The sequence below is a fragment of the Paraburkholderia graminis C4D1M genome (assembly GCF_000172415.1).
Taxonomy (GTDB): Bacteria; Pseudomonadota; Gammaproteobacteria; order Burkholderiales; family Burkholderiaceae; genus Paraburkholderia; species Paraburkholderia graminis.
Genome location: NZ_ABLD01000003.1, coordinates 483,691 through 508,085, shown reverse-complemented (window position 1 = coordinate 508,085; position 24,395 = coordinate 483,691). Strand labels below are relative to the sequence as shown.

Below are 24,395 nucleotides of genomic sequence, written 5' to 3'. Positions count from 1 at the left end.
ACCCACGTAGAACACTGACCTGCTCGGGAACGGGCAGGGGAACGGAGTGATCGACGTGGCTATATTGAGCATCATCCGACGCTGGCACTTTCGCGATCATGTCTCGTTGCGCGAGATTGCCAAACGACTGGGCGTGTCGAGAAACACGGTCCGGCGTTACATTCGGGCCGGTACGGTCCTGCCCGCCTATCCGGAACGACACAGTCCCAGCAAGCTCGACGGGTTCGCTGCGAAGCTCTCGAGCTGGCTGAAGACCGAAGCGAACCGGCCCCGCAAGCAGCGAAGAACCCTGAAGCAGATCCACGCAGATCTGTGCGCGCTCGGCTTCACCGGCTCTTACGACCGGGTGGCGGCGTTCGCTCGGCGCTGGCGGCAGGAGCAGCACGAGCAGGCAAAGACAACGGGACGGGGAACGTTCGTGCCGCTGCGGTTTGCCGCTGGCGAAGCGTTCCAGTTTGACTGGAGCGAGGACTGGGCCGTTATCAATGGCGAGCGCACCAAGCTGCAGGTCGCACAGCTCAAGCTCAGCCATAGCCGCGCCTTCTTCCTGCGCGCCTACCTGCTTCAGACTCACGAGATGCTGTTCGACGCGCACTATCACGCGTTCGTCGCCTGGGGCGGCATTCCACGCCGCGGCATCTATGACAACATGAAGACCGCCGTTGACAGAGTGCGACCCGGCAAGGTGCGCGAGGTCAACGCGCGCTTCAGCGCGATGGTTAGTCACTACCTGTTTGACGCCGAGTTCTGCAATGTCGCCTCGGGCTGGGAGAAGGGGCAGATAGAGAAGAACGTCCAGGACAGCCGTCACCGGCTTTGGCAGAAAGCGCCGGCGTTCGGCTCGCTCGCCGCGCTTAACGACTGGCTGGCCGACCAGTGCGTGCTGCTGTGGCAACAGACGCGGCACCCGGAGCACGACACGACCATTTGGGATGCGTGGGCGGCCGAGCGTCCACACCTGATGCCGGTGGGCCAGCCATTCGATGGTTTCGTCGAACATACCAAGCGCGTTTCGCCCACCTGCCTGGTGAACTTCGAGCGCAACCGCTATAGCGTACCGGCGTCGTTTGCCAACCGGCCCATCAGCCTGCGCGTGTATGCCGCAAAGCTTGTCTTCGTCGCCGGAGGTCAGGTGATCGCCGAGCACGAACGGCGTATCAACCGCAGCCACAACCACGGCGAGACCATCTACGACTGGCGTCACTACCTGGCAGTCCTGCAGCGCAAACCGGGAGCGCTTCGCAACGGTGCACCCTTCACCGAGTTTCCAGCTGGCTTCCGCAAGCTGCAGGGCGTGCTGCTCAAGCGCCCGGGGGGCGACCGGGAGATGGTCGAGATTCTGGCGCTCGTGCTGCTGCACGACGAACAGATGGTGCTCGCTGCCGTCGAGCTGGCATTCGAGGCTGGCGCGCCGAACAAGCCGACGGTGCTGAACATCCTGAGCCGCCTGCTTGACAGCCCGCCTGTGCCACCGCTGCAGACGCCACAGGCGTTCACGCTGACCGTCGAGCCGCAGGCCAATGTCGGCCGGTATGATCGGCTAAGAGACCGCGAGGACAATCATGCAGCCTGACGTGATGATGCAGATGCTCAAGTCACTCAAGCTGCACGGTATGGCTCAGGCACTGGGCGAGCTCGCCGCTCAGGACTCGCCGGCCTACAAGGCGGCTTCACTGGTGCTTGCCGGATTGCTCAAGGCAGAAATTGCAGAACGGGAAGTGCGCTCACTCGCTTACCAGATGAAGGTGGCGCGCTTCCCGGCGTATCGCGATATCGGCGGCTTCGACTTCAGCTGCAGCGATGCCAACGAGGCGCTGGTGCGGCAGTTGTACGAGTGCGAGTTTATCGACTCGGCGCACAACATCGTCCTGGTGGGCGGACCCGGTACGGGAAAGACGCATCTGGCAACCGCGATCGGTGTGCAGGCTCTCGAACATCATCGCCGCCGGGTGCGCTTCTTCTCCACCATCGAGCTGGTCAACGCACTCGAACAGGAGAAGCTCGTGGGCAAGCCCGGACAGCTCGCCACACGACTTATGTATGCCGATCTTGTGGTGCTGGACGAGCTCGGCTATCTGCCCTTCAGCCAGACCGGCGGTGCGTTGCTGTTCCACCTGCTTAGCAAGCTCTACGAACGAACCAGCATCATCATCACCACCAATCTGAGCTTCGCCGAGTGGGCCAGTGTGTTTGGCGATGCCAAGATGACGACCGCGCTGCTCGACCGGCTTACGCACCACTGCCACATTGTAGAAACAGGCAACGATAGCTATCGTTTCAGAAACAGCACGACACAGCCCAAAAAGGAGAGAAAGAAGACCCAGATACCCACCGAATAACCCGCAAAGCTGGTCCAACGGGTGGGTCAGAATTCAATGCAAATCGTGGGTCAGGATTCAGTGCAAATCAACAGGCCGTCTCTCTGGCAGAAGCCGAAAACGCCGAAGTGGTAACAAAAAGTCCCTTTGCCGCCTTGAAACGATCCAGTGATCCAAAGAAATCCCGGATCGCACCCGAGCTGACGTTATTGCCGTCGGAATAGCGCTTGGCCTGTACGTAAATGCGGTCCAAGCCCAAGGCGTCTTGATCGATAACGCCGTCAATCCCGCCGTCGCCGCTCTTGCCTAACGCACGGCCGGCGTCACTTGTGGACCCCCCATAACCCATGGCCAGCAGCAATTGGACTACGAGACGCTCGAAAAACTCCGGCGGCGCCGCAATGACACGGGCGAGCAGATCAAGACTGAGTTCGTCGTCCAACTCACCGTGAGCTTTTCGGATGATTTCGTCCGGCGTCATGCCGCTCGCCTGGACAGCTTCCACCGCCGGCGAGTTTTTTCCGGCGTTGTCGCTACCATTGCTGGCGTCCCGGAACAGTATGAACTCTGGGAATTGTTCCAGAAAGCGAATGTCGATTTTTCCCGGCGGATTGGCCAATACATCACGTCCCCGATCGCTTATCTGGAAGTGGGCGCGCCTGGTCAACTCAACCAGGCCCGCTTTGCCCAAATAGCTCTTGGCCCAATGCACACGGTTAGCGAAGGTCGTCTGCTTTCCGGATGGCAGTAGTTCTGAGCGCTCGTCCTCTGTCAGTTGGAATTTGCCCGCCAACAACTGGACGACATCAGAAATTTTCACCTCGCCCATTTCGGACGAACGTAGGACGGGAAGCATCAATGTCTGAAAATCAGGAATGGCCATTATCGCTAGTCAATTAGTAGAACGGTGCCGATGCTGGCTCTTTGCGGTGCTCCGGAAGATCATACCGCTTACCTCGACCGGTGACTTCCCCACCGAACGTCCGCTCCTGTCAGGGACGCCTCATTGACACTTTGCCATGGTGACGGTCCGTGCCGAGTGCCGTTGGTCGCAGCTTTGCGAGGTTCAAGCTGCCCGTAGTTGAGGTGCAAAGAGAAGGTTCCAACTGATTGGAAGAAATTGCTTGATGTCTCACCGCCGCACAAACCCCGGCAGCCTCAAACTGCCGGGGGTTTTTCTTCACCCGCCCTCGCAACCCATCCACCGAAGCATCCACTCAAAACTTATCCCACCCGTCATCGCCACCGACGGTAGCAACCGGCGACGCCAACTCCTTCGCCGGCACACGCACCGGTTCAGCCTTCGCCCCAACGCGGACCGCACTCACCGGCTTGACGTGAGCAACATTGGCTAGCTTACCCACCCCAGCCACCCCAGCCCCCGCGTCTTCCCTCAGCAAGAGGTCAACACCCACCCCCACCCGAAAAAACCCCACAGTCTCACTCAACCGCTCCCCCTGTTCCTCCATCGACCGCGAAGCCGCCGCCGCCTGTTCCACCAGCGCCGCGTTTTGCTGCGTGACGTTGTCCATCTGCGTGATCGCGAGGTTAATCTGCTCGATGCCGCGGCTCTGTTCGCTCGAGGCCGCCGCAATCTCCGACATGATGTCCGTCACGCGCGCCACGGCATGCGTGACTTCGGTCATCGTCTTGCCCGCTTCGCCGGCAAGCGACGAGCCGTCGCGAATCCTTCCCACCGAATCGGCGATCAGATCCTTGATCTCCTTCGCCGCGCTCGACGAGCGCTGCGCAAGACTCCGCACCTCGCTTGCGACCACCGCGAACCCGCGTCCCTGTTCGCCCGCGCGTGCCGCTTCCACGGCTGCGTTCAGCGCAAGAATGTTGGTCTGAAACGCGATCCCTTCGATGATGCCCGTGATGTCGGCAATCTTCGTCGAGCTATCGCTGATGTCCTGCATCGTGCTCACCACCTGGCCGACCACGGCGCTGCCTTTCCGGGCGACAGACGAAGCATTCGCGGCGAGCGTGCTGCCTTGCTGCGCGTTATCGGCGTTCTGCTTCACCGTCGACGTGAGCTGCTCCATGCTCGACGCCGTCTCCTGCAACGACGCCGCCTGCTGTTCCGTACGCTGGCTCAGATCCATGTTGCCCGCCGCGATCTCGCGAGCCGCGCCCGCGATGCTCGTGCTGGCGTCGCGCACGCGTCCGACGACCGTCGTCAGACGCTCGTTCATCTCGCGCAGCGCGCCGAGAAGTTTGCTGGTCTCATCCTTGCCGTCGACGCGAATGCGCGTGCGCAAATCGCCTTGCGACACGGTCCGCGCGACGTCGATGGCAACGCCCAACGGCCCGCTCACGGCACGCGTGATCGCGACACACGCGCCGACTGCAAGCGCAACCGCGAGCAGCGAAATGGCGATCAGCAGATTGCGCTGGTTCTGGTAATGCGCCGCGTAGTCCGCGATCATCGTCTCCTGCCGCGCATGCGCGTGCCCGGCATACGCGTCGGTCGCGCGAATCAGCGCCGCGAGGAGCGGCCGGCACTGATCGTCCATTTTGACAATCGCCTCGTCGCGCTTGTTGGCGAGCGCGAGGCCGACAATGTCGGTCGCGACCGGGCCATACGCGGTCTCCACGCGATTGATTTCGGCCACGAGGCTGCGCGCCTTGTCGTCGGCGCCGGCGTCCCTGACCATCTCGTTCAGCTTCTTGAGATTCGCCGCCACGTCTTCGTGCGCACGCGTGACCTGCGCTTTTTCGATCTCGAGATCCTCGGGCTTGACGACGAGCACGAGATTGCGCGCCGCGATCGCGCGGCGATCAACCGCGGTTCGCACCTGAACCGCCATGTCGGCGCGCGCGTTGATGCCGCGCACGAAACTGGAAAAGCCATCGGTGGAATCGGCGAGCGACTTGAGCGAAAGTCCCGCGACCGCGACGACGATCAGGGACAGCATGCCGAAGCCGGCTATCAGCTTCGCTTTAATGGTGAACTGGTTCAGAGCGGCCATGTATCTGTATTTCTCCAGGGACGAAACGAGCGCTTCGTAATGGACTCTCAGGTCCGGGAATGGGAGCGTCTATGCGGCCGCCGGACAGTCGACGACCTCGCGCGGTGTTGCCGCTTCGTGCGAGCACAAAAGCGGCATCCCATTTATTGGTTATCGGAGCTTCGCAGATGGACTTGAGAGAAGCCGGGTAATCCACGACCCGTTAACGTCCGCCGCCGTCTAGACTTCCACCCAACTCTCACCGCCAACCAAAGACAACCAAAAGACAACCAAAAGACAACCGTAAGCCCCGCGCAAGCCGCCAAACCCCCGTCTTTTCCACGATTTGGGCCGCGGTTCCCTCTGTTACGCTACCGGCTTGCCATACGTGCCCACGGGCGCGTCCTTTCCCCACCGCGCGCCAAGGCCGCGCATGTCCGAACCGAACAACATGGTCACGCGTCGTCCCAACCTCATCATCGCGATCAGTGGCGTGCTGGCGAGCGCAATCCTCGCGCTCGCTGTGTGGGTGCTCGCGCAGATGCACGACGACGCGTTGCGGCGCGCGCAGGACTCGGTCTTCAACGTCTCGCTGCTGGTGGAGCGCGACGTCTCGCGCAATCTGGAAATTTACGATTTGTCGATCCGAACGGTGATCGACGGGCTCAAGCAGTCGCGCGTGATGCAACTCGATCCGGCGCTGCGTCAGATGGTGCTGTTCGACGGCTCGGCGTCGGCGAAAGACATGGGCTCGATTCTCGTCATCGATGAAACGGGCTATATCGCGATCGATTCGCAGTCGCTGCCGCCGCGCCACGTTTATCTCGGCGACCGCGACTACTTCAAGGTCCATCGCGATTCGCCTAGCGTCGGTTTGTACGTGAGCCGTCCGTTCATGCCGCGCACGACGGGCGCCGACATGAGCATTGGCCTCAGCCGGCGCATCACGCGGCCGGATGGCAGCTTCGGCGGCGTAGTCGTGGGCACGATGCGCCTGAAGTATTTCCGCAGCCTGTTCGACGGGATGAACCTCGGCGCCGGCGGATCGATGGCGCTGATGCTGAGCGACGGCACGATGTTGATGAGGCGTCCGTACGATCCGAAGACGATCGGCATCAATCTGATGGGCACAGCCAATTATTCGCGCTTCGTCCAGCAGCCGAGCGGCGACTTCTTCGGAACGGCGGCGATCGACGGCGTCGAGCGCTGGTACGCGTTTCGCCACATCGACATGTATCCGCTGATTCTCGACGTCGCGCTGTCCACGCGCGATATCTACGTCGGCTGGCGGCGGCGCGCATGGATCATCGGCTCGCTGATCGGCGCGCTCAATCTCACGATGATCGCGCTCGCCGTGCTGTTCGCGCAGCAGATACGGCGGCGCCTCATCGCCGAGGAAGAACTGCGCCTGCTCGCGAGCACGGACGGTCTGACGGGCGTCGACAACCGCCGCACCTTCGAGCAGTCCGCGGAGAACGAATGGCGCCGTGTACACCGCAACGGCGGATCGCTTTCGATGCTGCTGATCGACGTCGACAGTTTCAAGGGATTCAACGACCTGTACGGCCACTCGGCCGGCGACGATGCGCTGATCACGGTGGCTCGCTGCATCACGCAGAACGTGCAGCGTCCGGGCGACACGGCGGCGCGCTACGGCGGCGAAGAGTTCGCGGTTCTTTTGCCGGACACCGACCAGGCCGGCGCAATGTCCATTGGCGAGAAAATCCGCGCGGCCGTGGAGGCGGTTGGGCTCGGTCACGTGGCCAGCTCGCACCATGTGCTGACCGTGAGCATCGGCGTCGCGACGATGCGGGGCGAGGCGTTCACGTCGAGCCGCGCGCTCGTCGATGCCGCCGATCAGGCGCTGTATGCCGCGAAGGATGCGGGCCGCAATCGCGTGTCTTCGTACGGGCCGGGCGTGCCGGCGGCGGAAGGCAGCGCGACAACTGTCGTTGGTCGATAGCGCTGCCTCCCAATAATACCCGGATAATATATTGCGCTTTTATTTAACCCGGATATAATTCGACAGCTTCCCGAACCGGAGATTGTCGTGACCACGTATTCCCGCACCTGTACGGCCTTTGAGGGCCATCGCCTTATCGCTTCCGGCGAATTGCCGCGGGTCGCGCTCGCCGTCAAAGAAGTCCTCGCGCGGGGCGAACAGGCACCCGTCCTCGTTTTCGACGACGCCAGCGCGGCTCCCGTCGAATTCGATTTGCGCGGCAGTGCGGAGGACATTGTCGCGCGCTTGAACGAGGCTGAGCGCGCCGCAGATCCCTCCACCGACGCAACCACCGCCGCCGCCGCCGCCGACACCAGCACGCCACGCGGTCGCGGACGGCCGAGGCTTGGCGTCGTCGCGCGCGAAGTGACGTTGTTGCCGCGTCATTGGGATTGGCTGAATGCGCAGCCGGGCGGCGCGTCGGTCGCGCTACGCAAGCTGGTGGAGACGGCGCGCGCAACCGGCGAGCATGTCGACCGCAGACGCGTAGCGCAGGAGGCGGTGTATCGCTTCATGACGGCGCTGGCGGGCAACTTGCCGGATTACGAAGATGCGACTCGTGCGCTCTATGCCGGCGACCGGCCGCGCTTCGAAGAAAGAATCGCGCAATGGCCGGAGGATGTCCGCAGGTACACGCTGCGGCTCGCAGAGAATGCGTTCGAACCGCACGCCTGAACCGAAGCAAGGCGAAAAAAAACCGCTCACACCCGGAGAGCGTGAGCGGAAAGTCGGAGAGTTACAACAACATCGCATGCGTTAATTGGGGTCAACGCAGCGGGGCAAGTCTAAGAGCCAAATCGCTGCTTTGATATCGGACGAATCTCAAACGCGTAGGTCGTTTGCATCTACCAGGTATTCCTTACATTATCCTGTCCCGCTTATTCCGGGATTCATCGCATCAAGTCCGCGCGCTGCGCGCCGTAAAACGAACTGAACGCTGCTGAGCGCTGCGTCGCCAACGCGCCTTCTTACTCCTGATGAGTCGTTGGCACGTTCCGGCCGTGACGCGGCAGCGAGCATTTTTGTTGCGACTTGTGAAGGATAGGCCAATGAAGTGGTTCGATCGCATGACCGTGTTCAGGAAACTGCTGCTGGCATTCGCCGTGGTGATTGCGTTTTGCGTGGTGATCGGCGGCACATCGCTGAAGACGCTGTCGTCGATGCATGACATCACGGATGCCATCTGCGATAAATATATGGACGGCCTTTACTGGCTCGAAGAAGCGAACCGCCACAAGATCGATTCGGATCTCGCCGCTGCGAACCTCGGCTATGTGAGCGGCGAAGCCGGCCGTCAGAAGCTCAAGGACAGCATCGTGGCATCGCTCAAGCGAATGCACGAGGGCTACGACAATTATCGCGCGACGATCGTCACCGCCCAGGGCCGCCAGATGTTCGACGACGTGCTGCAGAAGTCCGCGGTCTGGGAAGGCATCGTGCAGCAGCAGATCGGCCTTGCGCCGATCCCGGCCGGCGTCGACAACGACGAACTGGTGCGCCGCGCCATCGCGTCGAGTGAGGCATTGCGCGACCGCATCACGGCGCTGATCGACTATCGCCGTCAGCAAGGCAACGACGCGCAGGCCGAAGCCGCCGCCAATTATCAGCGCATGCGCATGGCGATGCTCGTGCTCGTGCTGGGCGCGATCGTCGCGGGCGGCGTGCTGGCCGCGATGATCGCGCGGCGCCTCGCGCGTCAGTTGGGCGGCGAGCCGGATTACGCGATGCATATCGCGAACCGCATCGCCGACGGCGACCTCAGCGTGCGCGTCGAAACCCGTCCCGGCGACACGCAGAGCATGCTCTTCGCACTGCGCAACATGCGCGAGCGGCTCTCGGGCATCGTTGCAGGCATCAGCGAATCGAGCGAATCGATCCTCACTGCATCGGGCGAAATCGCGCAGGGCAACACCGACCTGTCGCAACGCACCGAAGAGCAGGCCGCGGCCTTGCAGGAAACCGCGTCGAGCATGCAGCAACTGACGTCGACGGTGAAGCAGAACGCAGGCAACGCGCAGCAGGCGGGCGGCGTCGCGCACGGCGCTTCGGAAGTGGCGGCGCGCGGCAGCCATCTCGTCGGCGATGTGGTCGAAACGATGCGCGAACTCGCGGCCGGCTCGAAGCGCATGACCGACATCATCGCGGTGATTGAAGGCATCGCGTTCCAGACCAACATTCTTGCGCTGAACGCCGCGGTCGAGGCGGCGCGCGCCGGCGAGCAGGGACGCGGCTTCGCGGTCGTCGCGGGCGAAGTGCGCTCGCTCGCGCAGCGCAGCGCGGTGTCGGCGAAAGAGATCAAGGAACTGATCGAAAACTCGACTGCGCGCGTGGACAGCGGCGCGGAACTCGCGGAGCGGGCCGGCCAGACGATGGCCGAAGTGACTCAGGCGATCAGTCGCGTCACGGACTTGATGAACGAGATTTCCGCGGCGTCGCAGGAACAAAGCACAGGCATCGAAGGCGTGAATCGCGCCGTCGCGCAAATGGACGACGTGACCCAGCAGAACGCCGCGCTCGTCGAGCAGGCCGCGGCCGCGGCGTCGTCGATGGCGGATCAGGCGAGGCAGTTGCAGGCGGCGGTGACGGTGTTCTCGCTCGAGCCGAAGCACGCGTGACGAACGTCGCGTCATCGCGCGCGTCGCGTTTGTGCCTGGCCGCGCGCGATATTGTCCGCGCTTGCCACCTCCAATCGCACTCCGTACACTCGCGCGTAATTCCCGCACGGCGCTATTTTTGCGCGCCGTCGTCCACGAAAAACGCCGAATAGAGGAGAACCCCCGCGATGGCCGATTCCTATTTTCCCCGCTGGCGCGCACAGCCAGATGCCGTCGAGGGGCGCATCGTCGGTACTGACGAACGCCTTGCCTGGCCGCAGATGTTCGCGATGGGCATTCAGCACGTCGTCGCGATGTTCGGCTCGACCGTGCTCGCGCCCTTGCTGATGGGCTTCGATCCCAACCTCTGCATCTTCATGTCGGGCATCGGCACGCTGCTGTTCTTCGTGCTGGTCGGCGGCCGCGTGCCGAGTTATCTCGGCTCGAGCTTCGCGTTCATCGGTCTCGTGATCGCGGTCACCGGCTACGGCGGCCACGGGCCGAACATGAACGTTCCGGTCGCGCTGGGCGGCATCATCGCGTGCGGCGTGGTGTATGCGGTCATCGGCCTGATCGTGTCGGCGGTCGGCACGCGCTGGATCGAAACGCTGATGCCGCCAGTCGTGACCGGCGCGATTGTCTGCGTGATCGGTTTGAATCTCGCGCCGATTGCCGTGCGCGGCGTGAGCGGCAGCAACTTCGATTCGTGGATGGCGCTCGTCACCGTGCTGTGCGTCGGCGCGGTCGCCGTGTTTGGCCGCGGCATGCTGCAACGCCTGCTGATTCTCGTCGGCCTGCTGATGGCCTACGTGATCTATGCCATCGTGACGAACGGCCTCGGCATGGGCAAGCCAGTCGACTTCTCGATCGTTGCGAACGCTGCGTGGTTCGGCATGCCGCATTTCACGGCGCCCGTGTTCAACATGCAGGCCATGACGCTGCTCGCGCCGATCGCGGTGATTCTCGTCGCCGAAAATCTCGGCCATATCAAGGCGGTTAGCGCGATGACCGGACAGAACCTCGACCGCTATATCGGCCGCGCTTTTCTCGGCGATGGACTCGCGACCGTCGTTTCCGGTTTTGCCGGCGGCACGGGCGTGACGACCTACGCGGAAAATATCGGCGTGATGGCCGTGACCAAAATCTATTCGACGCTCGTGTTCGTGATCGCCGCGTTGATCGCGCTCGTGCTCGGTTTTTCGCCGAAGTTCGGCGCGGTGATCCAGACCATTCCGGGCCCTGTGCTCGGCGGCGTTTCGATTGTCGTGTTCGGCCTGATCGCGGTAACCGGCGCGCGCATCTGGGTCGTCAACAAAGTGGACTTCTCTGATAACCGCAATCTGATCGTGGCCGCGGTCACGCTCGTGCTCGGCGCCGGCGACTTCTCGCTGAAACTCGGCGGCTTTGGTCTTGGCGGCATCGGCACGGCCACGTTCGGCGCGATCATTCTTTACGCGCTGCTCCGAAGGAAGCCGGTGCAAGGGCCGGTAGCCTGATCGTTTTCAGGAGACGACGTTACTTCCAGCGCGCGGTCAGCGCCGTCTCCGACAAATCCACTTCATGCATGAGCTTGTTGAACGTTTCGTCGTTGATGGTCTGATTGCTGCGCAAGCTGAGCAATACCTGGCGCTCGGCACGCATTGCGGAGAGCTTCATGCGAAATTCCAGTGCGTCCGCGCGCCGCGCCATGTCGCGCGGTTCCTGATCTCCGGCGAGTGCCGTCAGCCTGCGGCGATAAATATCCATGACGCGCGCGGTCACGTCGGCGGCATAGGCCGAGGCCGATTCGTCGAGATTCGCGCACTCCTTGTCATGCAGATCGTCGACGGCGCGGATCGCCGCTTGCGCCGCCATCGTGCGCGCGAGCGCTTCTTCCGCGGCGTGCGGGTCCTTGCCGCGGCGCCATCCGCGCAGGAGCAACGGCAACGCAATCACGCCGACGACGAGCGACACCAGAATCACGCCCGACGCGATAAAGATCGCGAGGTCGCGCCCAGGCAACGCAGCGCCGCCAGGCAATGTCTCGGGCAACGACAACACGCCGGCAAGCGTCACCGCCCCGCGCACGCCGGCAACTGTCGTAACCGCCACGGTGCGCAGCCCCGGCACCGCGTTGACGAGGCCATGCCGCGCTGCGCCGCGGCTCGAAAACCAGCGCAGCAGCCACACCCACGTAAAGCGCAACGCATACAGCGCGACAGCGACGACCGCGATGTAGCCGATCAGGCGTCCCACTTGCGCGTCGCTCGTTTGATGCGCGTCGAGCAGCGCGCGGCCGAGAATGTGCGGGAACTGCAGCCCCAGCAGAATGAACACCATGCCGTTGAAGACGAACTCGATCATCATCCACGTATTGTTTGCGCGCAGGCGCGACGAGACCGATCCCGACGTGGCGAGCGTCGTGTAGTTCATCATCATGCCGGCGGCGACCGCCGCGAGAATGCCCGAGAGCTCGAAGCGTTCGGCGATCAGGTAGGCGGCGAACGGAATCAGCAGCGTCATCACGACGCCGGGCGCCGGGTCGCCTTCTTCCGTCAGATTGAGAAAGCGCACGGACACGAAGCTGAACAGCCAGCTCACCGCCGCGCCCGTCGCGAGACCGCCGACGGCGATGATCACGAAGCTGATCGACGCATCGCGCAATGAAAACACGCCGGTCAACGCAGCGGCGATCGCGAACTTGAGCGCGACGAGGCCGGACGCGTCGTTCATCAACGCTTCGCCTTCGAGAATATGCATCAGCCTGCCCGGCACCTTGCCTTTGCCGGCGATACCCGAGAGCGCGACGGCATCGGTCGGCGAGAGGACCGCGGCGAGTGCGAACGCGACCGGCAGCGGCATCGACGGCACCAGCGCGTGCACGAAGTAGCCGATGGCCAGCACCGTCATGAACACGAGGCCGAGCGCGAGCATCAGGATCGAGCGGCGCGCCATGAAAAATTCGCGTTTCGGAATGCGCCATCCGTCGGCGAACAGCAGCGGCGGAATGAATAGCATCATGAAGATTTCAGGGTCGAACGTGACATGCAGCCCGAGCTTCGGCCATGCGAGCATCGCGCCCATCGCGATTTGCACGAGCGGCAAAGGCAAGGGCAGCAAGCGGGTCACGACACCCGAGGCTGCCACGGCAAGCAGAAGAATCAATACGGTGAAGACGATATCCATCGGTACAGGGCTTAAATAGACAACGGGGATTATCCGACGGATCGGCGCATCGGAGCCAGGGCGCGCACACGCACGCCCATCGCACCTTAACGGTGCGCGCTCGCCCTCCGGTGGCGCACGCGCCATACCGTCGGTGCAATCTTTCACGCGAGTTACATCGCTATGTGCGCAAGCGTGCGCATGGAGCTTGCTTAAGCCATATCGATGACGCACATTTTGGAGCAATGGCGCCGTGGGTTGTTCGCATCCGCGTTCTGACCGGCCCGGCTCTCGCGTGAGAGGATTGCATGACGATTGCGCAACAGGAAAGAACGGCCGCCGCGCCTCATGGCTTCGACGTCGAAGTGACATCGGGCCTCGAACGATTTTCGGTGCAGCACGGCGAGCTGACGCTCACGAGCGTGTTTCAACCCATCTTCAGTCTGTCGCACATGCGGGCTGTCGGCTATGAAGGGCTATTGCGCGCGCACGATATGCTCGACCGGCCCGTGTCGCCGCTCGATGTGTTCGGCGAGGCGGCGCGCGTCGGCGACGTGTTGCAACTCGACCGGCTCGCGCAGACGCTGCATCTGGAAAACTTCAAGGTGCTCGGCGCCGAACGCGAGTGGCTTTTTCTCAACGTGCATCCCGGCGCGTTGACCGATCCGTATCTGTCCGCCGCATTGCTCGCCACGCTCAAGCGTCTCGACTTGCCGCCGCGGCGCATCGTACTCGAAGTGCTCGAGCAGCGCGCGGAAGACCTCGAGCGTCTCGCGGATGCCGTGCGTCAATTCCGCGAGCGCGGCTTTCTGATTGCACTCGACGACTTCGGCGCGGGACACTCGAACGTCGAGCGCATCTGGCAACTCAACCCGGACATCGTGAAGCTCGACCGCATCATGCTGTCGCACGCCGCGCATCGCGCCGACATGGCGACGATCCTGCCGGGCCTCGTCGCGCTGTTGCACGAAGCGGGCAAGCTCGTGCTGATCGAAGGCGTGGAAACCGAGCACGAAGCGCAGATGGCGCTCGCCTGCAACGCCGACTTCGTGCAAGGCTTTTTCTTTGGCCGCCCGAATCCGGGAGCGGCCGACGCGACGCATGCGGCCAGTTGCATCGGCGAACTCACCGAGCGTTATCGCGACCAGACTGAAGCGGGCGAGCGCCGCAATGCGACTCGCCTCGCGCCGTATCTGCGCGCCTTCGAACGCGCGGCCGAGCGGCTTGCCGCTGGCGAGCCGCTGGAAGAAGTGTGCTGGAATTTCCTCGCGCTCGATCACGCCGCGCGCTGCTTTCTGCTCGACGCGAAAGGGCGGCAAGCGGGCCGCAACGTCGTGCTGCGCGCCGACCGCGCGGCGCATGAAACGCGCTTCTTGCCGCTCGCCGACGCGCAAGGTGCGAACTGGCTGCGTCGTCCGTACTTTCGCGATGCGATCAATGCACCTGAGCGCGTGCATGTCACGCGTCCATATCTGTCGATCAACGAGGCATTGCCGTGCGTGACGTTGTCGGTGGCCACGCAGGTTGGCGGACAAATCTGCGTGCTGTGCGGCGATATCGACTGGGTGGACGAAGAGCGCTTCTGACATCATGTCGTTTTCAACGACACACGGTTGCGCTCATGTCCGTTCTGCTCGAAGTCATTGCCACTACCGTTGCCGACGCGCGGCTCGCCGCGCAGGCGGGCGCTGACCGTCTCGAACTCGTCACCGCGATGGGCGAGGGCGGGCTCACGCCGAGCATCGGTCTGATCGAAGCCGTGGTGAACGCGGTCTCCATTCCCGTCAACGTGATCGTGCGTCCTCACAGCCGTTCGTTTGTCTACGATGCCGACGATCATGCGCTGATGCTGCATGACGTGCGCGCCGTGAAAGCGGCGGGCGCGAACGGCGTGGTGATCGGCATGTTGAACGTTGACGGCGAGATCGATCGCGAACAACTGGCGCGCGCAATCGACGCCGCCGATGGCCTTGCCGTCACCTTCCATCGCGCGTTCGATGAAGTGCGCGATCAGCAAAAAGCGCTGGACGTGCTGCTCGGTTTTAATGCCGTGACGAACGTGCTGACGTCAGGTGGACAGCCTTCCGTGCTGGATGCCGAGGCGACGATCCGCGCGCTTGTGCGCCAGGCGGCGGGATCGCATTGCACGGTGCTCGCGGGCGCGGGTCTGACAGTCGATGCAGTCGCCGGCTTCGTGAGCCGGACGCAAGTGCAAGCGGTGCACTTTGGGTCGGGTGTGCGTGTGGGCGGCAACGGACTTGCGCCGATCGACATCGACAAAGTTGCGCAGGTCAGGGCATTGTTGAACGCATAAAAAAGCCGCTTCATGTCGACACATGAAGCGGCTTCATCGTTTGCGCAGCAGCAAGCGTTGCGCCGGTTTCTACAACGCGTGCTACTTCGCGACCACAACCGGAATGCCGCGCAACTGCCCCGCGCCTTTAACATCCTCCAGCGATTTCTTCACCGACGCACCCGTCGCCGCTTCAATCTGCAAGCGCGCCGCGAGTTCACGTTCGCCACGCTTCACGCCTGCGAGATTCGCGACCTTCACATGACCATAACCGCGCACGCGAGCATGCAGATCGGCGAGCTTCGCGACGTCTTCGAGATTGCCGGCGTCGAGCTTGGCAAGCGCGCGCTGTAACGTGGTTTCGTAGTCGTCGGCGAGTTCGCGCTCCATCTTGCGCTCGAGCGTGCGGCCAAACGGATCGAGCATCGTGCCGCGCAGTCCACGCACTTTTGCCAGCACGCCGAGAACCGGCCACATCCATTGACCGAAGGTTTTCTTGGTCGGATTCCCACCGGAATGCGGGCGCGTGAGCGTCGGCGGCGCGAGATTGAACTTGATGCCGAAGTCCTTGCCCGCGACGCCTTCGAATTGCGCTTCGAGTGCTTCACGGAAGGCGGCGTCGGTGTGCAGGCGCGCGACTTCGTATTCGTCCTTCACCGCGAGCAAGCGATAAAACGTCGTCGCCACTGCACGCGTCACGCGTTCGCTGCTTGCATCTACCGCATGTTCGGCGCGACGCGCGGCGTCGACCAGCGCGCGATAACGCGTCACGTAGCTCGCGCCGCCATAAGTCTGCAGACGGCCTTCGCGATGCGCGATCAGTTCATCGAGCGTATCGACGCGCACCGTTTGCTTCGCCGCATGCCGCGCCTGCCACAGCGATTCGAGCGCGGCGGGATCGTCGGCGGCAAGACGGCCGATCGAAAACGCGAGTTGATTCATCTGCACCGCGACGTTGTTCAACTCAATCGCACGCATCAACGCGCCGAACGACACCGGCACGAGGCCGAGTTGCCACGCGAAGCCGAGCATCAGAATGTTTGCGCCGATCGTGTCGCCGAGAAAACGCGTGGCGAGCGCCTGCGCGTCGCAGGCGGACATGCGTTCGGCTCCGGCTGCATGCCGCATCTTGTCGATCAACGCGTCGGCGTGCAGCGTCGCGTCCGGGTTCGTCACGAAGGTCGCGTTCGGAATTGCATGCGTGTTGACGACGATGTGCGTGCGCCCATGACGTACCGTTTGCAATGCGTCGGCGCTTGCGCCCACCACCATATCGCAGGCGAGCAGCACGTCGGCCTGTTGCGTGTCGATGCGCACCTGGTTGAGCCATTCGTCGCGCGCCGCGAAACGCACGAACGACAATACGGAGCCGCCCTTTTGCGCGAAGCCCATGAAGTCGAGGACCGACGCGCTCTTGCCTTCCAGATGCGCGGCCATGCTGATCAATGCGCCGACCGTCACGACGCCCGTACCGCCGACGCCCGTCACGAGAATGTCGTACGGCGCGGCATCGAGCTGCGTGGCGGGCAGCCGCAATGCGTTCACGCGTTCGGTCAGCGCTTGCGGATCGAACGCGACGCCCGCGGCTTTCTTCAGCTTGCCGCCTTCGACTGTCACGAAGCTCGGGCAAAAGCCGTTCACGCACGAGTAGTCTTTATTGCACGACGATTGATCGATGCGGCGCTTGCGTCCCAACGCGGTTTCAACGGGCTCCACCGACAAACAGTTCGACTGCACGCCGCAATCGCCGCAACCCTCGCACACTTCCTCGTTGATAAAGAGCCGCTTGTCCGGATCGGGGAATTCGCCTTTTTTCCGGCGACGCCGTTTTTCGGCGGCGCAGGTCTGGTCGTAGATCAGCACGGTCACGCCGTCGGTGTCGCGCAGTTCGCGCTGCACGGCGTCCATTTCGCTGCGGTGATGGAACGTCGTGCCCTTCGGGAAAAGATCGTGATGGCCGTCGTATTTTTCGGGCTCGTCGCTGACCACGACGAAGCGCGATACGCCTTCGGCTTCCACCTGACGCGCGATCTGCGGCACGGAAATGCTGCCGTCGACCGGCTGGCCGCCCGTCATCGCGACCGCGTCGTTATAGAGAATCTTGTACGTGATGGTGGCTTTCGCCGCGACGGCCTGGCGGATCGCGAGAATGCCCGAATGAAAGTACGTGCCGTCGCCGAGATTCTGGAACACGTGGCGCGTTTTCGTGAACATCGAATGCGATGCCCAGTCGACGCCTTCGCCGCCCATCTGAATGAGACCGGTGGTGTCGCGCTCCATCCACGAAGCCATGAAGTGACAGCCGATGCCCGCCTGCGCAATCGAACCTTCAGGCACTTTCGTCGATGTATTGTGCGGGCAGCCCGAGCAGAAGTAAGGCGTGCGCTTCACGCTGTCGGCGGCGTTCGAAAGAATTTGCGGCGCGACCAGATCGACCACGCGTTCCCGACGATCGAGCGCGGGCTTGTGCTTCGCGAGCCAGTTCGCGAACACAGGCAGAATGCGCGAAGGCCGCAATTCACCGAGCGACGACAGCAGCATGCTGCCGTCTTCCGCATGCTTGCCGATCACGGCCGGCCGCGCGCCTTGCGTGCGGTTGTACAGATAGTCCTTGATCTGCTGCTCGATGACCAGGCCTTTCTCCTCGATCACGAGCACTTCGGAAAGACCGTCGACGAACGTATCGATGCGCGTCATTTCCAGCGGAAACGACAAGCCGACCTTGTAGATGCGCACGCCGGCCGCGTCCAGGTCGGCGACGGTCAGATCGAGGCGGCGCAACGTCTCCATCAGGTCGAGATGCGCCTTGCCGCACGTGACGATGCCGACGTTCGCATGCGGACTCGGCGCGATCCATTTGTCGATGCTGTTGGTCCTGGCGAAATGGCGCACCGCGTCGAGTTTCGCGTGCATCCGCGATTCGATGGTGAGGCTCGGCAAGTCGGGCCAGCGGTTATGCAGGCCGCCTGCCGGCACTTCGAAATCGTGCGGGACGGTCCAGTCGGTTCGCAGCGCATCGAGATCGACGGTCGAGCCCGATTCGACGGTTTCGGAGATCGCCTTGTAGCCGACCCACGCGCCCGAGAAGCGCGACAGCGCCCAGCCGTACAGCCCGAACTCGAGCATGTCGGCGATGTTCGACGGATTCACGACCGGCATGTGCCACGCCATCATCGCGAAATCGCTTTGATGCGGCATCGACGACGACACGCAGCCGTGATCGTCGCCGGCCACGACCAGCACGCCGCCATGCGGCGACGAGCCGTACGCGTTGCCGTGCTTGAGCGCGTCGCCCGCGCGGTCGACGCCGGGGCCCTTGCCATACCACATCGCGAACACGCCTTCGACCGTGCGTTCCGGGTCCGCTTCCACGCGCTGCGTGCCGAGCACGGCGGTGCCGCCGAGTTCTTCGTTGATCGCGGGCAGAAAGCGCACGTCGCTCGCTTCGAGCAGTTTCTTCGCCTTCCACAATTGCTGATCGACCATGCCGAGCGGCGAGCCGCGATAGCCGCTGATGAAGCCGGCGGTGTTCATGCCGCGCGCCTGGTCGAGCGCGCGCTGCATCAACGCGAGGCGCACGAGCGCCTGCGTGCCGGTCAGAAAGATGCGGCCGCGGGTCGCGGTGAGATTGTCGGACAGCTTGTAGTCGGCGAGAGCGGGCGTGCCGTCGATGGGCAGGCGAGCGGTCATGGATGAGTCTCCGTAATTTTGCATTCGCGCGCGCGATGGGGACCGGTGGGAACCACGAAGCCCGCGCAGCGAAAGAGACTCTATTTTTTAGCGCCAATCAGAGTGGATTTTTTCTACTTTCCGCGCATGCACGCGAATGCGCGCGAAGAGCGCTGCGTTTTGACGCGGTTTTGAGATGGATATGCCACGCGAAGGATGGCTTCGGGTATGCCCTGGGTGCTTCGCCGGGTTATATCGGGCGATTGTCGCCCGCGCTTCGCGTGTTGCTGCTTTGGCCGTTTATCGCCGCTTACGGCCGCACGCTTGCCGCGACAGGCGCTTCGTCGAGCGGCACGATCTCGTCGAAATGCGAGTAGTCGATATGGCTCACGCCGTCCTGCTCGCTCATGATGTCGACGAAACGGTGATGCCAGAAGATTTCGTCGCACGACCACATGTGGCGCGCCTGCATGGTTTGCGATGTCGATTCGTCGACGCCTTCGAGCGTCAGCAGCAGCGACGTGTCGCGTGCCTTCAACGTTTCGGCGGTTTCGCCGAACAGCGGACTCTCTTCGTCGATCACATGCATCAGGCTCCAGCCGAGCTTGAACACCGGATGTTGATCGCGCACGAGCGTCAGGTCATGAAGCCGCCGCAATGTGTAGCCTTCGGCCGTGGTTTCACGCCGCAGAATGCGCAGCCGCGCATGCGCTTCGGCGATCACGTTCTGACGTCCGTTGGCCGAGCGCACGATCAGCGTCATGTGGCCGTCGAGCGGCCGGATGACCGCGTAGCGCGCGAACATGATCTTCGCGTGCGGGCGAGAGAAGCGCGCGAATATCAGCCCCGTTGCCAACGCAATGCTCGACATGCCGACGAAGATTTCGAGCGTGGCGATCCAGTGCGCGTAGACCGTTTGCGGATGCATGTCGCCATAACCGACGGTGGCGAGCGTTTCGACACTGAAGAAAAACGCGCCGCCGAAGCCCGTTGGATACAGGTTGGCAATCGGTGCGTCGCCGAGCATGTAGAGCGCGGCGAAGCTCGTGTTGAGCAGCATGAACAGCACCGCGAGCGAGACGAAAAACGTCGGCCAGCGAACCGTCAGCGCGCGGTGATAGAGATCCTGCCAGAACCGCATCGGCATGCCGTGCGCGACGACCACCTGATCCTCGATACGCAGTTCGCGGCTGCCGCGCAAGCGGCGTTTTCGCGCGCGCTCTTCAGCGTCGCCGATGCCGGGAAAACGGTCGGTCGGTTCGGTAGCCATCGCGTGCTCGAGGAATGAAAACGGCGCAAGCGTAGCACGGCGCCTGGCTCGCCGAACGGGGCTTGCGAGTGCGAAGCCCCGGCGCGCCCGAAAGCGCAAGCCGGCCGCGCTTCGCACTCGCAAGCCTTAATGCCGCTTTATGGAAACGCCCGCGGCTTCGGAATGCCCGCGCCGTGTTCGATGTCCTCGACCGCTTGCTGATGCGCGGCCGCGATCGCCTCGGCGGAGTCGCCATAACCGTTGTCGCCGCCGACGGTCGTCCACGGCTTGACCGCTTTCTCGCGATGCCGGATTTCGTACTCGGCGTCCCAGCGCGCGCCGCTGAGTTCGATCGGGCGCACGTGAATCGAGTACACGCCGTAGAGGAACAGTTGTTCAGCCATGATCGCCTCCAACCATTGCGTTCAGGCGGCGCGGCGCGGATGCACGAGCGCGGGCGCCGGTCTGCCTAGAGTTCGATTTCCCCGAGTATGCGATGAGCGAGCGCCTTCGCTTCTTCCAGTGCCTCGCCTGGCGTGGACGACGTAGCCTCGACTTCGTAGACGGTGGTTTCCTGGTCCTCGCTCGCTTCGCCTTCGTCGCGCGCGAGTGTGACTACGCCTTGCCAGGTGTCCCGATCGAGTTCTCTTACCGACGCAGTGGCCGTGTAGATGCCTTTGGTGTAGGTGATGTCCTCCATGGCGTCGCTCCTCGTTCCAAAGGTTGCCGTGTTTTCATGCTAGCACGGCCATCGCGCATCGGCAGAAGCGGCGACGTGCCGCAGGGCGCAGGCCGCGCGCAACGACAGCGCAACGCCAACATAAACCACCCGCGTTACAACAGCGCGACGACTTCATCCAGCGACGGCGCATGCGCGCCCGCATGCCGGCACGCCGCCGCGCCCGCCGCCAGCGCGAACGCCAGATGCTCGGGCCACGCGCGTTGCGAAGCGGTCATCAGGCTGAACAGCAAGCCGCCGATCGACGCGTCGCCCGCGCCGACCGTATCCACCACCTCGACGCGCGGCGGCCGCGCTTCGACCGTCATCGCGCCGTCGATCAGCAGCGCCGTTTCCGGCCCGCGCGTGACGAGGACCGTGGCGCTCGGGTTCATCGAACGCAACTGGCTGAGAGCCTGCGCTTCGTCGTCGGTCTTGAAGAGCAGGCGCAGGTCTTCGTCGGAGACCTTGATGAGATCGGCGAGCGCGGCCATTTTGCGCAGCGTGGGTTCGTAGCCATGCTCCATCAGGTTGCGGTAGTTCGGATCGAAGCTGATCTTCACGCCGCGCGAGCGCAACTCGGCGGCCAATGCCGCGAGCGTATCGCCAAGCGGTTGACGCACGAGACTGATGCAGCCGAAGTGCGCCCACTTCACGCGCTCCATCCAGCCGGCCGGCAGGTGCGCGGGATCGAACGCGAGATCGGCGCCGTTTTCGCCCATGAAGAAGTAGGCGGGCGGATGCGTGCGATGAACGATCGCGAGCAAAGGCGGGCGCTCGACGCGCTGCATGAAGCGCATGTCGAGGCCGGCGGCGACGCTCGCGTCCCACAGCTCGTCGGAGAAATTGTCGACGCCTAGCGAGCCCGCGCACGCGGTCGGCAAGCCGAGCTGCGCCACGCAGCGCGCCACGTTCCAGCCGGCGCCGCCCGGACGCGACAGCCATTGCGAGGCGCCCGTGCGCACGAGGTCGGTAAGGATGTCGCCTGCCGAAACGAAAACCGGCAGTTCATGGTTTGTGTCCGCGTTCGTCATTTTGCCTGCTCCGTTTGAGCGGTTGCAGTGGCTCCGGCCGTTGCCGCGCCGTCGGGCAGCGCGTGCGCGAGCACCTCGTAGCACGCGCCCATCGTGTGATAGTCGGTCTTGCCGGCCGGGCTCTTTTCGTCGCTGTATTTGCGGTTGTCGCAGGTGAGTATGCGATACCAGGCGCCGTATTTGTGATCGACGAAGTGCGTCCAGCTATAGCGCCAGATCTCGTCGTACCAGTCCCAGAAGCGCTCGTTGCCCGTGCGCTTGCCGAGCAGCGCGGCGGTCGCGAAGGTCTCCGCCTGGACCCAGAAGTATTTGTCGTGATCGCAGACGGTGCCGTCGGGGCCGAAGCCGTAGTAGAGGCCGCCGTGGTCTTCGTCCCATGCGTGCGTCATCGCGGCGTCGAACAGTTCGATTGCGCGCGGCAAGAGCCACGGCAACGGACGGTAGCGCTCGAGAATCAGCAGCAGCTTCGCCCATTCGGTTTGATGACCCGGCTGAAAGCCCCACGGACGAAAAATGTTCGAGCTGTCTTCCTCGTTGTAGTGCCAGTCCACCGACCAGTCCGCATGAAAGTGCTCCCACACGAGACCCTGCGAGAGTTTCGCCTGACGCAGCGTGATGTTCGACGCGACGCGCTCGGCGCGATCCAGATAGACGAGATGACCGGTCGCTTCGTGCGCGGTCAGCAAAGCCTCGGTGGTGTGCATGTTCGCGTTTTGCCCGCGATAGGAACTCACGCGCCATTCGGGCGATGCTTCGTCGGCATAGAGACCCGCGGCGGCGTCCCAGAAGCGGTGCTCCATCAGTTCGAAGGTCGCGCCGATCATCGGCTTGGCTTCCTCGATGCCGGCCATGGCCGCATGCGAATACGCGAGCAGCACGAAGGCCAGGCCGTAGCAATGACGCGTGGCGTCGAGCGTGCGCTTTTTGCCGTCGCGCCACTCGATCTCCCAGTCGTAGCCTTCGTGCTGCGCGTCCCAATGGGCGTCGTGCAAAAAGCGCAGACCGTGGCGCGCGTATTCCAGATGCTTCGGGTCGCCAAACTGGCGATACGCCATCGCGTAGTTGAACACGTAGCGGCAACTGCTCACCAGGTGCCGCGTGGTTTTGTCGTAGACGGAACCGTCGTCGCGGAAAAAGTGGAAGAAGCCGCCGCTCGGATCGAGCACGTTCGGCGCGTAAAAGCGCAACGTGTCCTCGATATGCGAGAGCAGAAACTCGCGGCTTCTGAAACTGGCGACGGGCGGCACGGCAGGGCCGTTCGCGGAATGAGGCGTGGCGGATTGCGTCATGGCGTTTTCACCAAAGTACTGGCACGGGCGATGAGATGGACGGGCAAGCGGACTTCCGTTTCGGCGGGCGCGTCTTCGAGCAGCAATTCGACGCCGCGCCGGCCGAGCGCTTCCTTGTCGACGGAGATAGTGGAGAGCGGCGGCGTGGCATGGGCGGCGGCGGGAATGTCGTCAAAGCCGATCACCGCGATGTCCTCCGGCACGCGCACGCCGCGCGCGAAGCAGGCGCGCAGCGCCGCGAGCGCGGCGGCGTCGTTGTAGGCGAATACCGCGTCGGGGCGCGGACCGGGCGCATCGAGCAACTGTTGCATCGCGCGCGCCGCGCCGCTGTCGGGGTCGAGGCCGGCGTCGATCGTCACTTCCAGCGACGGGTCGAACAGCAGCCCCGCTTCGAAAAACGCGCGCCGGTAGCCGAGCGCGCGCTGCGCGATGCTGAAGTGCGCAAGCGATCCGCCGATGAACGCGACGCGCTTGCGCCCCTGTTCGAACAGATGGCGCATGGCGAGCGCGGCGCCCGCGGCGTTGTCGAGATTGACCGAGCGCAGGCCGGGCGCCCACAGGTCGATCAGCACGAGCGGCCGCTGCATCGCGACGAGCGTGGCAAGCGTCTCGGGCTCGACGAAGCCGGCGATGGCGACGGCGTCCGGCGCATGCAGACGCATCTGCTCAATCACGTCTTCGGTCGGTCCCGCAGTCAGCACGGACGGCACGATGCCGCGCTCGCGGCACGCGTCTTCGACACCATGCAGAACGTGCGAGAAGAACGGGCTGACGGCGAAGTTGTTGTGCTGCCGATGCAGCAGGAAGGTCAGGCGGCGAATACGCGGACGCAGTTGCGCGGCGTCGTAGCCGAGTTCGCGCGCGGCCTTGACCACGCGCACGCGGGTGGCCTCGGAAAGCCCTGGCTGGTTTTTCAGTGCGCGCGATACGGTGCCGATCGACACGCTGGCCGCGCGCGCGACGTCGCGAATGGTTATCGCCATCGAAGCAGGCGGCCGAGCAAAGGCGGCCGCGCGGTGTTTGGGTCCGGGCGATTGTATAGTAAAACGAAGCCGAAACAGCCTGGAAAAAGCGCCGACCACACCCGTAAATACCCGCATGTACGGGCTATTTGTGAGGTTTTGTTGTTTAGTA

18 protein-coding genes are annotated in these 24,395 nt (G+C 63.5%); 8 read left to right on the top strand and 10 right to left on the bottom strand.

Annotated features, from left to right (window positions below):
• Positions 1 to 46: 46 nt before the first annotated feature.
• Complete coding sequence (gene istA / locus BGRAMDRAFT_RS08000) at positions 47 to 1,573, top strand: IS21 family transposase (protein WP_044020281.1); 1,527 nt, start codon at positions 47 to 49, stop codon at positions 1,571 to 1,573.
• Positions 1,563 to 2,339: an IS21-like element helper ATPase IstB gene (istB, locus tag BGRAMDRAFT_RS07995; protein ID WP_006046815.1), complete on the top strand. Its 777-nt coding sequence runs from the start codon at positions 1,563 to 1,565 to the stop codon at positions 2,337 to 2,339. Before istA ends, istB begins: the two co-directional genes overlap by 11 nt.
• Before the next feature lie 67 nt (positions 2,340 to 2,406).
• On the opposite strand, the gene BGRAMDRAFT_RS07990 is transcribed toward istB, so the two are convergent.
• A complete protein-coding gene (locus BGRAMDRAFT_RS07990) occupies positions 2,407 to 3,201 on the bottom strand; it encodes a restriction endonuclease (RefSeq protein ID WP_006048198.1) in 795 nt (264 codons plus the stop codon).
• Between the two features lie 334 nt (positions 3,202 to 3,535).
• Complete coding sequence (locus BGRAMDRAFT_RS07985) at positions 3,536 to 5,290, bottom strand: methyl-accepting chemotaxis protein (protein ID WP_006048197.1); 1,755 nt, start codon at positions 5,288 to 5,290, stop codon at positions 3,536 to 3,538.
• A gap of 412 nt (positions 5,291 to 5,702) precedes the next feature.
• Between BGRAMDRAFT_RS07985 and BGRAMDRAFT_RS07980 the strand changes: the two genes are divergently transcribed.
• The 4 genes from BGRAMDRAFT_RS07980 (at position 5,703) to BGRAMDRAFT_RS07965 (ending at position 11,361) form a co-directional block, all read left to right on the top strand.
• Positions 5,703 to 7,232 carry a sensor domain-containing diguanylate cyclase gene (locus BGRAMDRAFT_RS07980; protein WP_006048196.1) on the top strand — a complete coding sequence of 510 codons (1,530 nt, stop codon included), beginning with the start codon at positions 5,703 to 5,705 and terminating at the stop codon, positions 7,230 to 7,232.
• An 87-nt stretch (positions 7,233 to 7,319) separates the two neighbouring features.
• Complete coding sequence (locus tag BGRAMDRAFT_RS07975) at positions 7,320 to 7,946, top strand: DUF2239 family protein (RefSeq protein WP_006048195.1); 627 nt, start codon at positions 7,320 to 7,322, stop codon at positions 7,944 to 7,946.
• A 374-nt stretch (positions 7,947 to 8,320) separates the two neighbouring features.
• Positions 8,321 to 9,886: a methyl-accepting chemotaxis protein gene (locus tag BGRAMDRAFT_RS07970; RefSeq protein WP_006048194.1), complete on the top strand. Its 1,566-nt coding sequence runs from the start codon at positions 8,321 to 8,323 to the stop codon at positions 9,884 to 9,886.
• A 167-nt stretch (positions 9,887 to 10,053) separates the two neighbouring features.
• Positions 10,054 to 11,361 (top strand): solute carrier family 23 protein, encoded by a 1,308-nt coding sequence (locus tag BGRAMDRAFT_RS07965; protein WP_006048193.1) that lies wholly within the window; start codon positions 10,054 to 10,056, stop codon positions 11,359 to 11,361.
• A 19-nt stretch (positions 11,362 to 11,380) separates the two neighbouring features.
• Here BGRAMDRAFT_RS07965 and BGRAMDRAFT_RS07960 read toward each other — a convergent pair whose 3' ends face one another.
• Positions 11,381 to 13,030, bottom strand: a complete 1,650-nt coding sequence (locus BGRAMDRAFT_RS07960) for a Na+/H+ antiporter (RefSeq protein ID WP_006048192.1) — start codon at positions 13,028 to 13,030, stop codon at positions 11,381 to 11,383.
• Between the two features lie 287 nt (positions 13,031 to 13,317).
• Between BGRAMDRAFT_RS07960 and BGRAMDRAFT_RS07955 the strand changes: the two genes are divergently transcribed.
• Positions 13,318 to 14,595 carry a sensor domain-containing phosphodiesterase gene (locus BGRAMDRAFT_RS07955; protein ID WP_006048190.1) on the top strand — a complete coding sequence of 426 codons (1,278 nt, stop codon included), beginning with the start codon at positions 13,318 to 13,320 and terminating at the stop codon, positions 14,593 to 14,595.
• Between the two features lie 35 nt (positions 14,596 to 14,630).
• Positions 14,631 to 15,323, top strand: coding sequence for a copper homeostasis protein CutC (locus tag BGRAMDRAFT_RS07950; protein WP_006048189.1), 693 nt, complete (start codon positions 14,631 to 14,633; stop codon positions 15,321 to 15,323).
• Positions 15,324 to 15,404: 81 nt separating this feature from the next.
• Here the strand turns inward: BGRAMDRAFT_RS07950 and BGRAMDRAFT_RS07945 are convergent, their stop codons facing one another.
• The 7 genes from BGRAMDRAFT_RS07945 to BGRAMDRAFT_RS07915 all read right to left on the bottom strand — a co-directional run bounded on the left by BGRAMDRAFT_RS07945 (position 15,405) and on the right by BGRAMDRAFT_RS07915 (position 24,244).
• Positions 15,405 to 18,992: an indolepyruvate ferredoxin oxidoreductase family protein gene (locus tag BGRAMDRAFT_RS07945; protein ID WP_006048188.1), complete on the bottom strand. Its 3,588-nt coding sequence runs from the start codon at positions 18,990 to 18,992 to the stop codon at positions 15,405 to 15,407.
• Between the two features lie 289 nt (positions 18,993 to 19,281).
• The gene (locus BGRAMDRAFT_RS07940; RefSeq protein ID WP_006048187.1) at positions 19,282 to 20,241 is read right to left on the bottom strand and encodes an ion channel; all 960 of its coding nucleotides are present in this window, start codon (positions 20,239 to 20,241) and stop codon (positions 19,282 to 19,284) included.
• A 137-nt stretch (positions 20,242 to 20,378) separates the two neighbouring features.
• A complete protein-coding gene (locus BGRAMDRAFT_RS07935) occupies positions 20,379 to 20,624 on the bottom strand; it encodes a hypothetical protein (protein ID WP_006048186.1) in 246 nt (81 codons plus the stop codon).
• 65 nt (positions 20,625 to 20,689) lie between these two features.
• On the bottom strand, positions 20,690 to 20,920 hold the full coding sequence (locus BGRAMDRAFT_RS07930; protein ID WP_006048185.1) for a hypothetical protein: 231 nt from the start codon (positions 20,918 to 20,920) through the stop codon (positions 20,690 to 20,692).
• A gap of 134 nt (positions 20,921 to 21,054) precedes the next feature.
• A complete protein-coding gene (locus BGRAMDRAFT_RS07925) occupies positions 21,055 to 21,972 on the bottom strand; it encodes a carbohydrate kinase family protein (RefSeq protein ID WP_006048184.1) in 918 nt (305 codons plus the stop codon).
• Entirely contained in the window at positions 21,969 to 23,261 is a 1,293-nt protein-coding gene (locus tag BGRAMDRAFT_RS07920; protein ID WP_006048183.1) for an AGE family epimerase/isomerase, read from the bottom strand. The genes BGRAMDRAFT_RS07925 and BGRAMDRAFT_RS07920 overlap by 4 nt, the downstream gene beginning before the upstream one ends.
• The gene (locus tag BGRAMDRAFT_RS07915) at positions 23,258 to 24,244 is read right to left on the bottom strand and encodes a LacI family DNA-binding transcriptional regulator (RefSeq protein ID WP_006048182.1); all 987 of its coding nucleotides are present in this window, start codon (positions 24,242 to 24,244) and stop codon (positions 23,258 to 23,260) included. The genes BGRAMDRAFT_RS07920 and BGRAMDRAFT_RS07915 overlap by 4 nt, the downstream gene beginning before the upstream one ends.
• Positions 24,245 to 24,395 lie beyond the last annotated feature (151 nt).

Bases quoted from the DNA above. Each gene is read 5' to 3' on its own strand.
- BGRAMDRAFT_RS07935 (WP_006048186.1), bottom strand. From the start codon at position 20,624: ATGGCTGAACAACTGTTCCTCTACGGCGTGTACTCGATTCACGTGCGC.
- BGRAMDRAFT_RS07920 (WP_006048183.1), bottom strand. From the start codon at position 23,261: ATGACGCAATCCGCCACGCCTCATTCCGCGAACGGCCCTGCCGTGCCG.
- istB (WP_006046815.1), top strand. From the start codon at position 1,563: ATGCAGCCTGACGTGATGATGCAGATGCTCAAGTCACTCAAGCTGCAC.
- BGRAMDRAFT_RS07990 (WP_006048198.1), bottom strand. From the start codon at position 3,201: ATGGCCATTCCTGATTTTCAGACATTGATGCTTCCCGTCCTACGTTCG.
- BGRAMDRAFT_RS07980 (WP_006048196.1), top strand. From the start codon at position 5,703: ATGTCCGAACCGAACAACATGGTCACGCGTCGTCCCAACCTCATCATC.
- BGRAMDRAFT_RS07930 (WP_006048185.1), bottom strand. From the start codon at position 20,920: ATGGAGGACATCACCTACACCAAAGGCATCTACACGGCCACTGCGTCG.
- BGRAMDRAFT_RS07915 (WP_006048182.1), bottom strand. From the start codon at position 24,244: ATGGCGATAACCATTCGCGACGTCGCGCGCGCGGCCAGCGTGTCGATC.
- BGRAMDRAFT_RS07940 (WP_006048187.1), bottom strand. From the start codon at position 20,241: ATGGCTACCGAACCGACCGACCGTTTTCCCGGCATCGGCGACGCTGAA.
- BGRAMDRAFT_RS07965 (WP_006048193.1), top strand. From the start codon at position 10,054: ATGGCCGATTCCTATTTTCCCCGCTGGCGCGCACAGCCAGATGCCGTC.
- BGRAMDRAFT_RS07925 (WP_006048184.1), bottom strand. From the start codon at position 21,972: ATGACGAACGCGGACACAAACCATGAACTGCCGGTTTTCGTTTCGGCA.
- BGRAMDRAFT_RS07945 (WP_006048188.1), bottom strand. From the start codon at position 18,992: ATGACCGCTCGCCTGCCCATCGACGGCACGCCCGCTCTCGCCGACTAC.
- BGRAMDRAFT_RS07970 (WP_006048194.1), top strand. From the start codon at position 8,321: ATGAAGTGGTTCGATCGCATGACCGTGTTCAGGAAACTGCTGCTGGCA.
- BGRAMDRAFT_RS07985 (WP_006048197.1), bottom strand. From the start codon at position 5,290: ATGGCCGCTCTGAACCAGTTCACCATTAAAGCGAAGCTGATAGCCGGC.
- BGRAMDRAFT_RS07955 (WP_006048190.1), top strand. From the start codon at position 13,318: ATGACGATTGCGCAACAGGAAAGAACGGCCGCCGCGCCTCATGGCTTC.
- BGRAMDRAFT_RS07960 (WP_006048192.1), bottom strand. From the start codon at position 13,030: ATGGATATCGTCTTCACCGTATTGATTCTTCTGCTTGCCGTGGCAGCC.
- BGRAMDRAFT_RS07950 (WP_006048189.1), top strand. From the start codon at position 14,631: ATGTCCGTTCTGCTCGAAGTCATTGCCACTACCGTTGCCGACGCGCGG.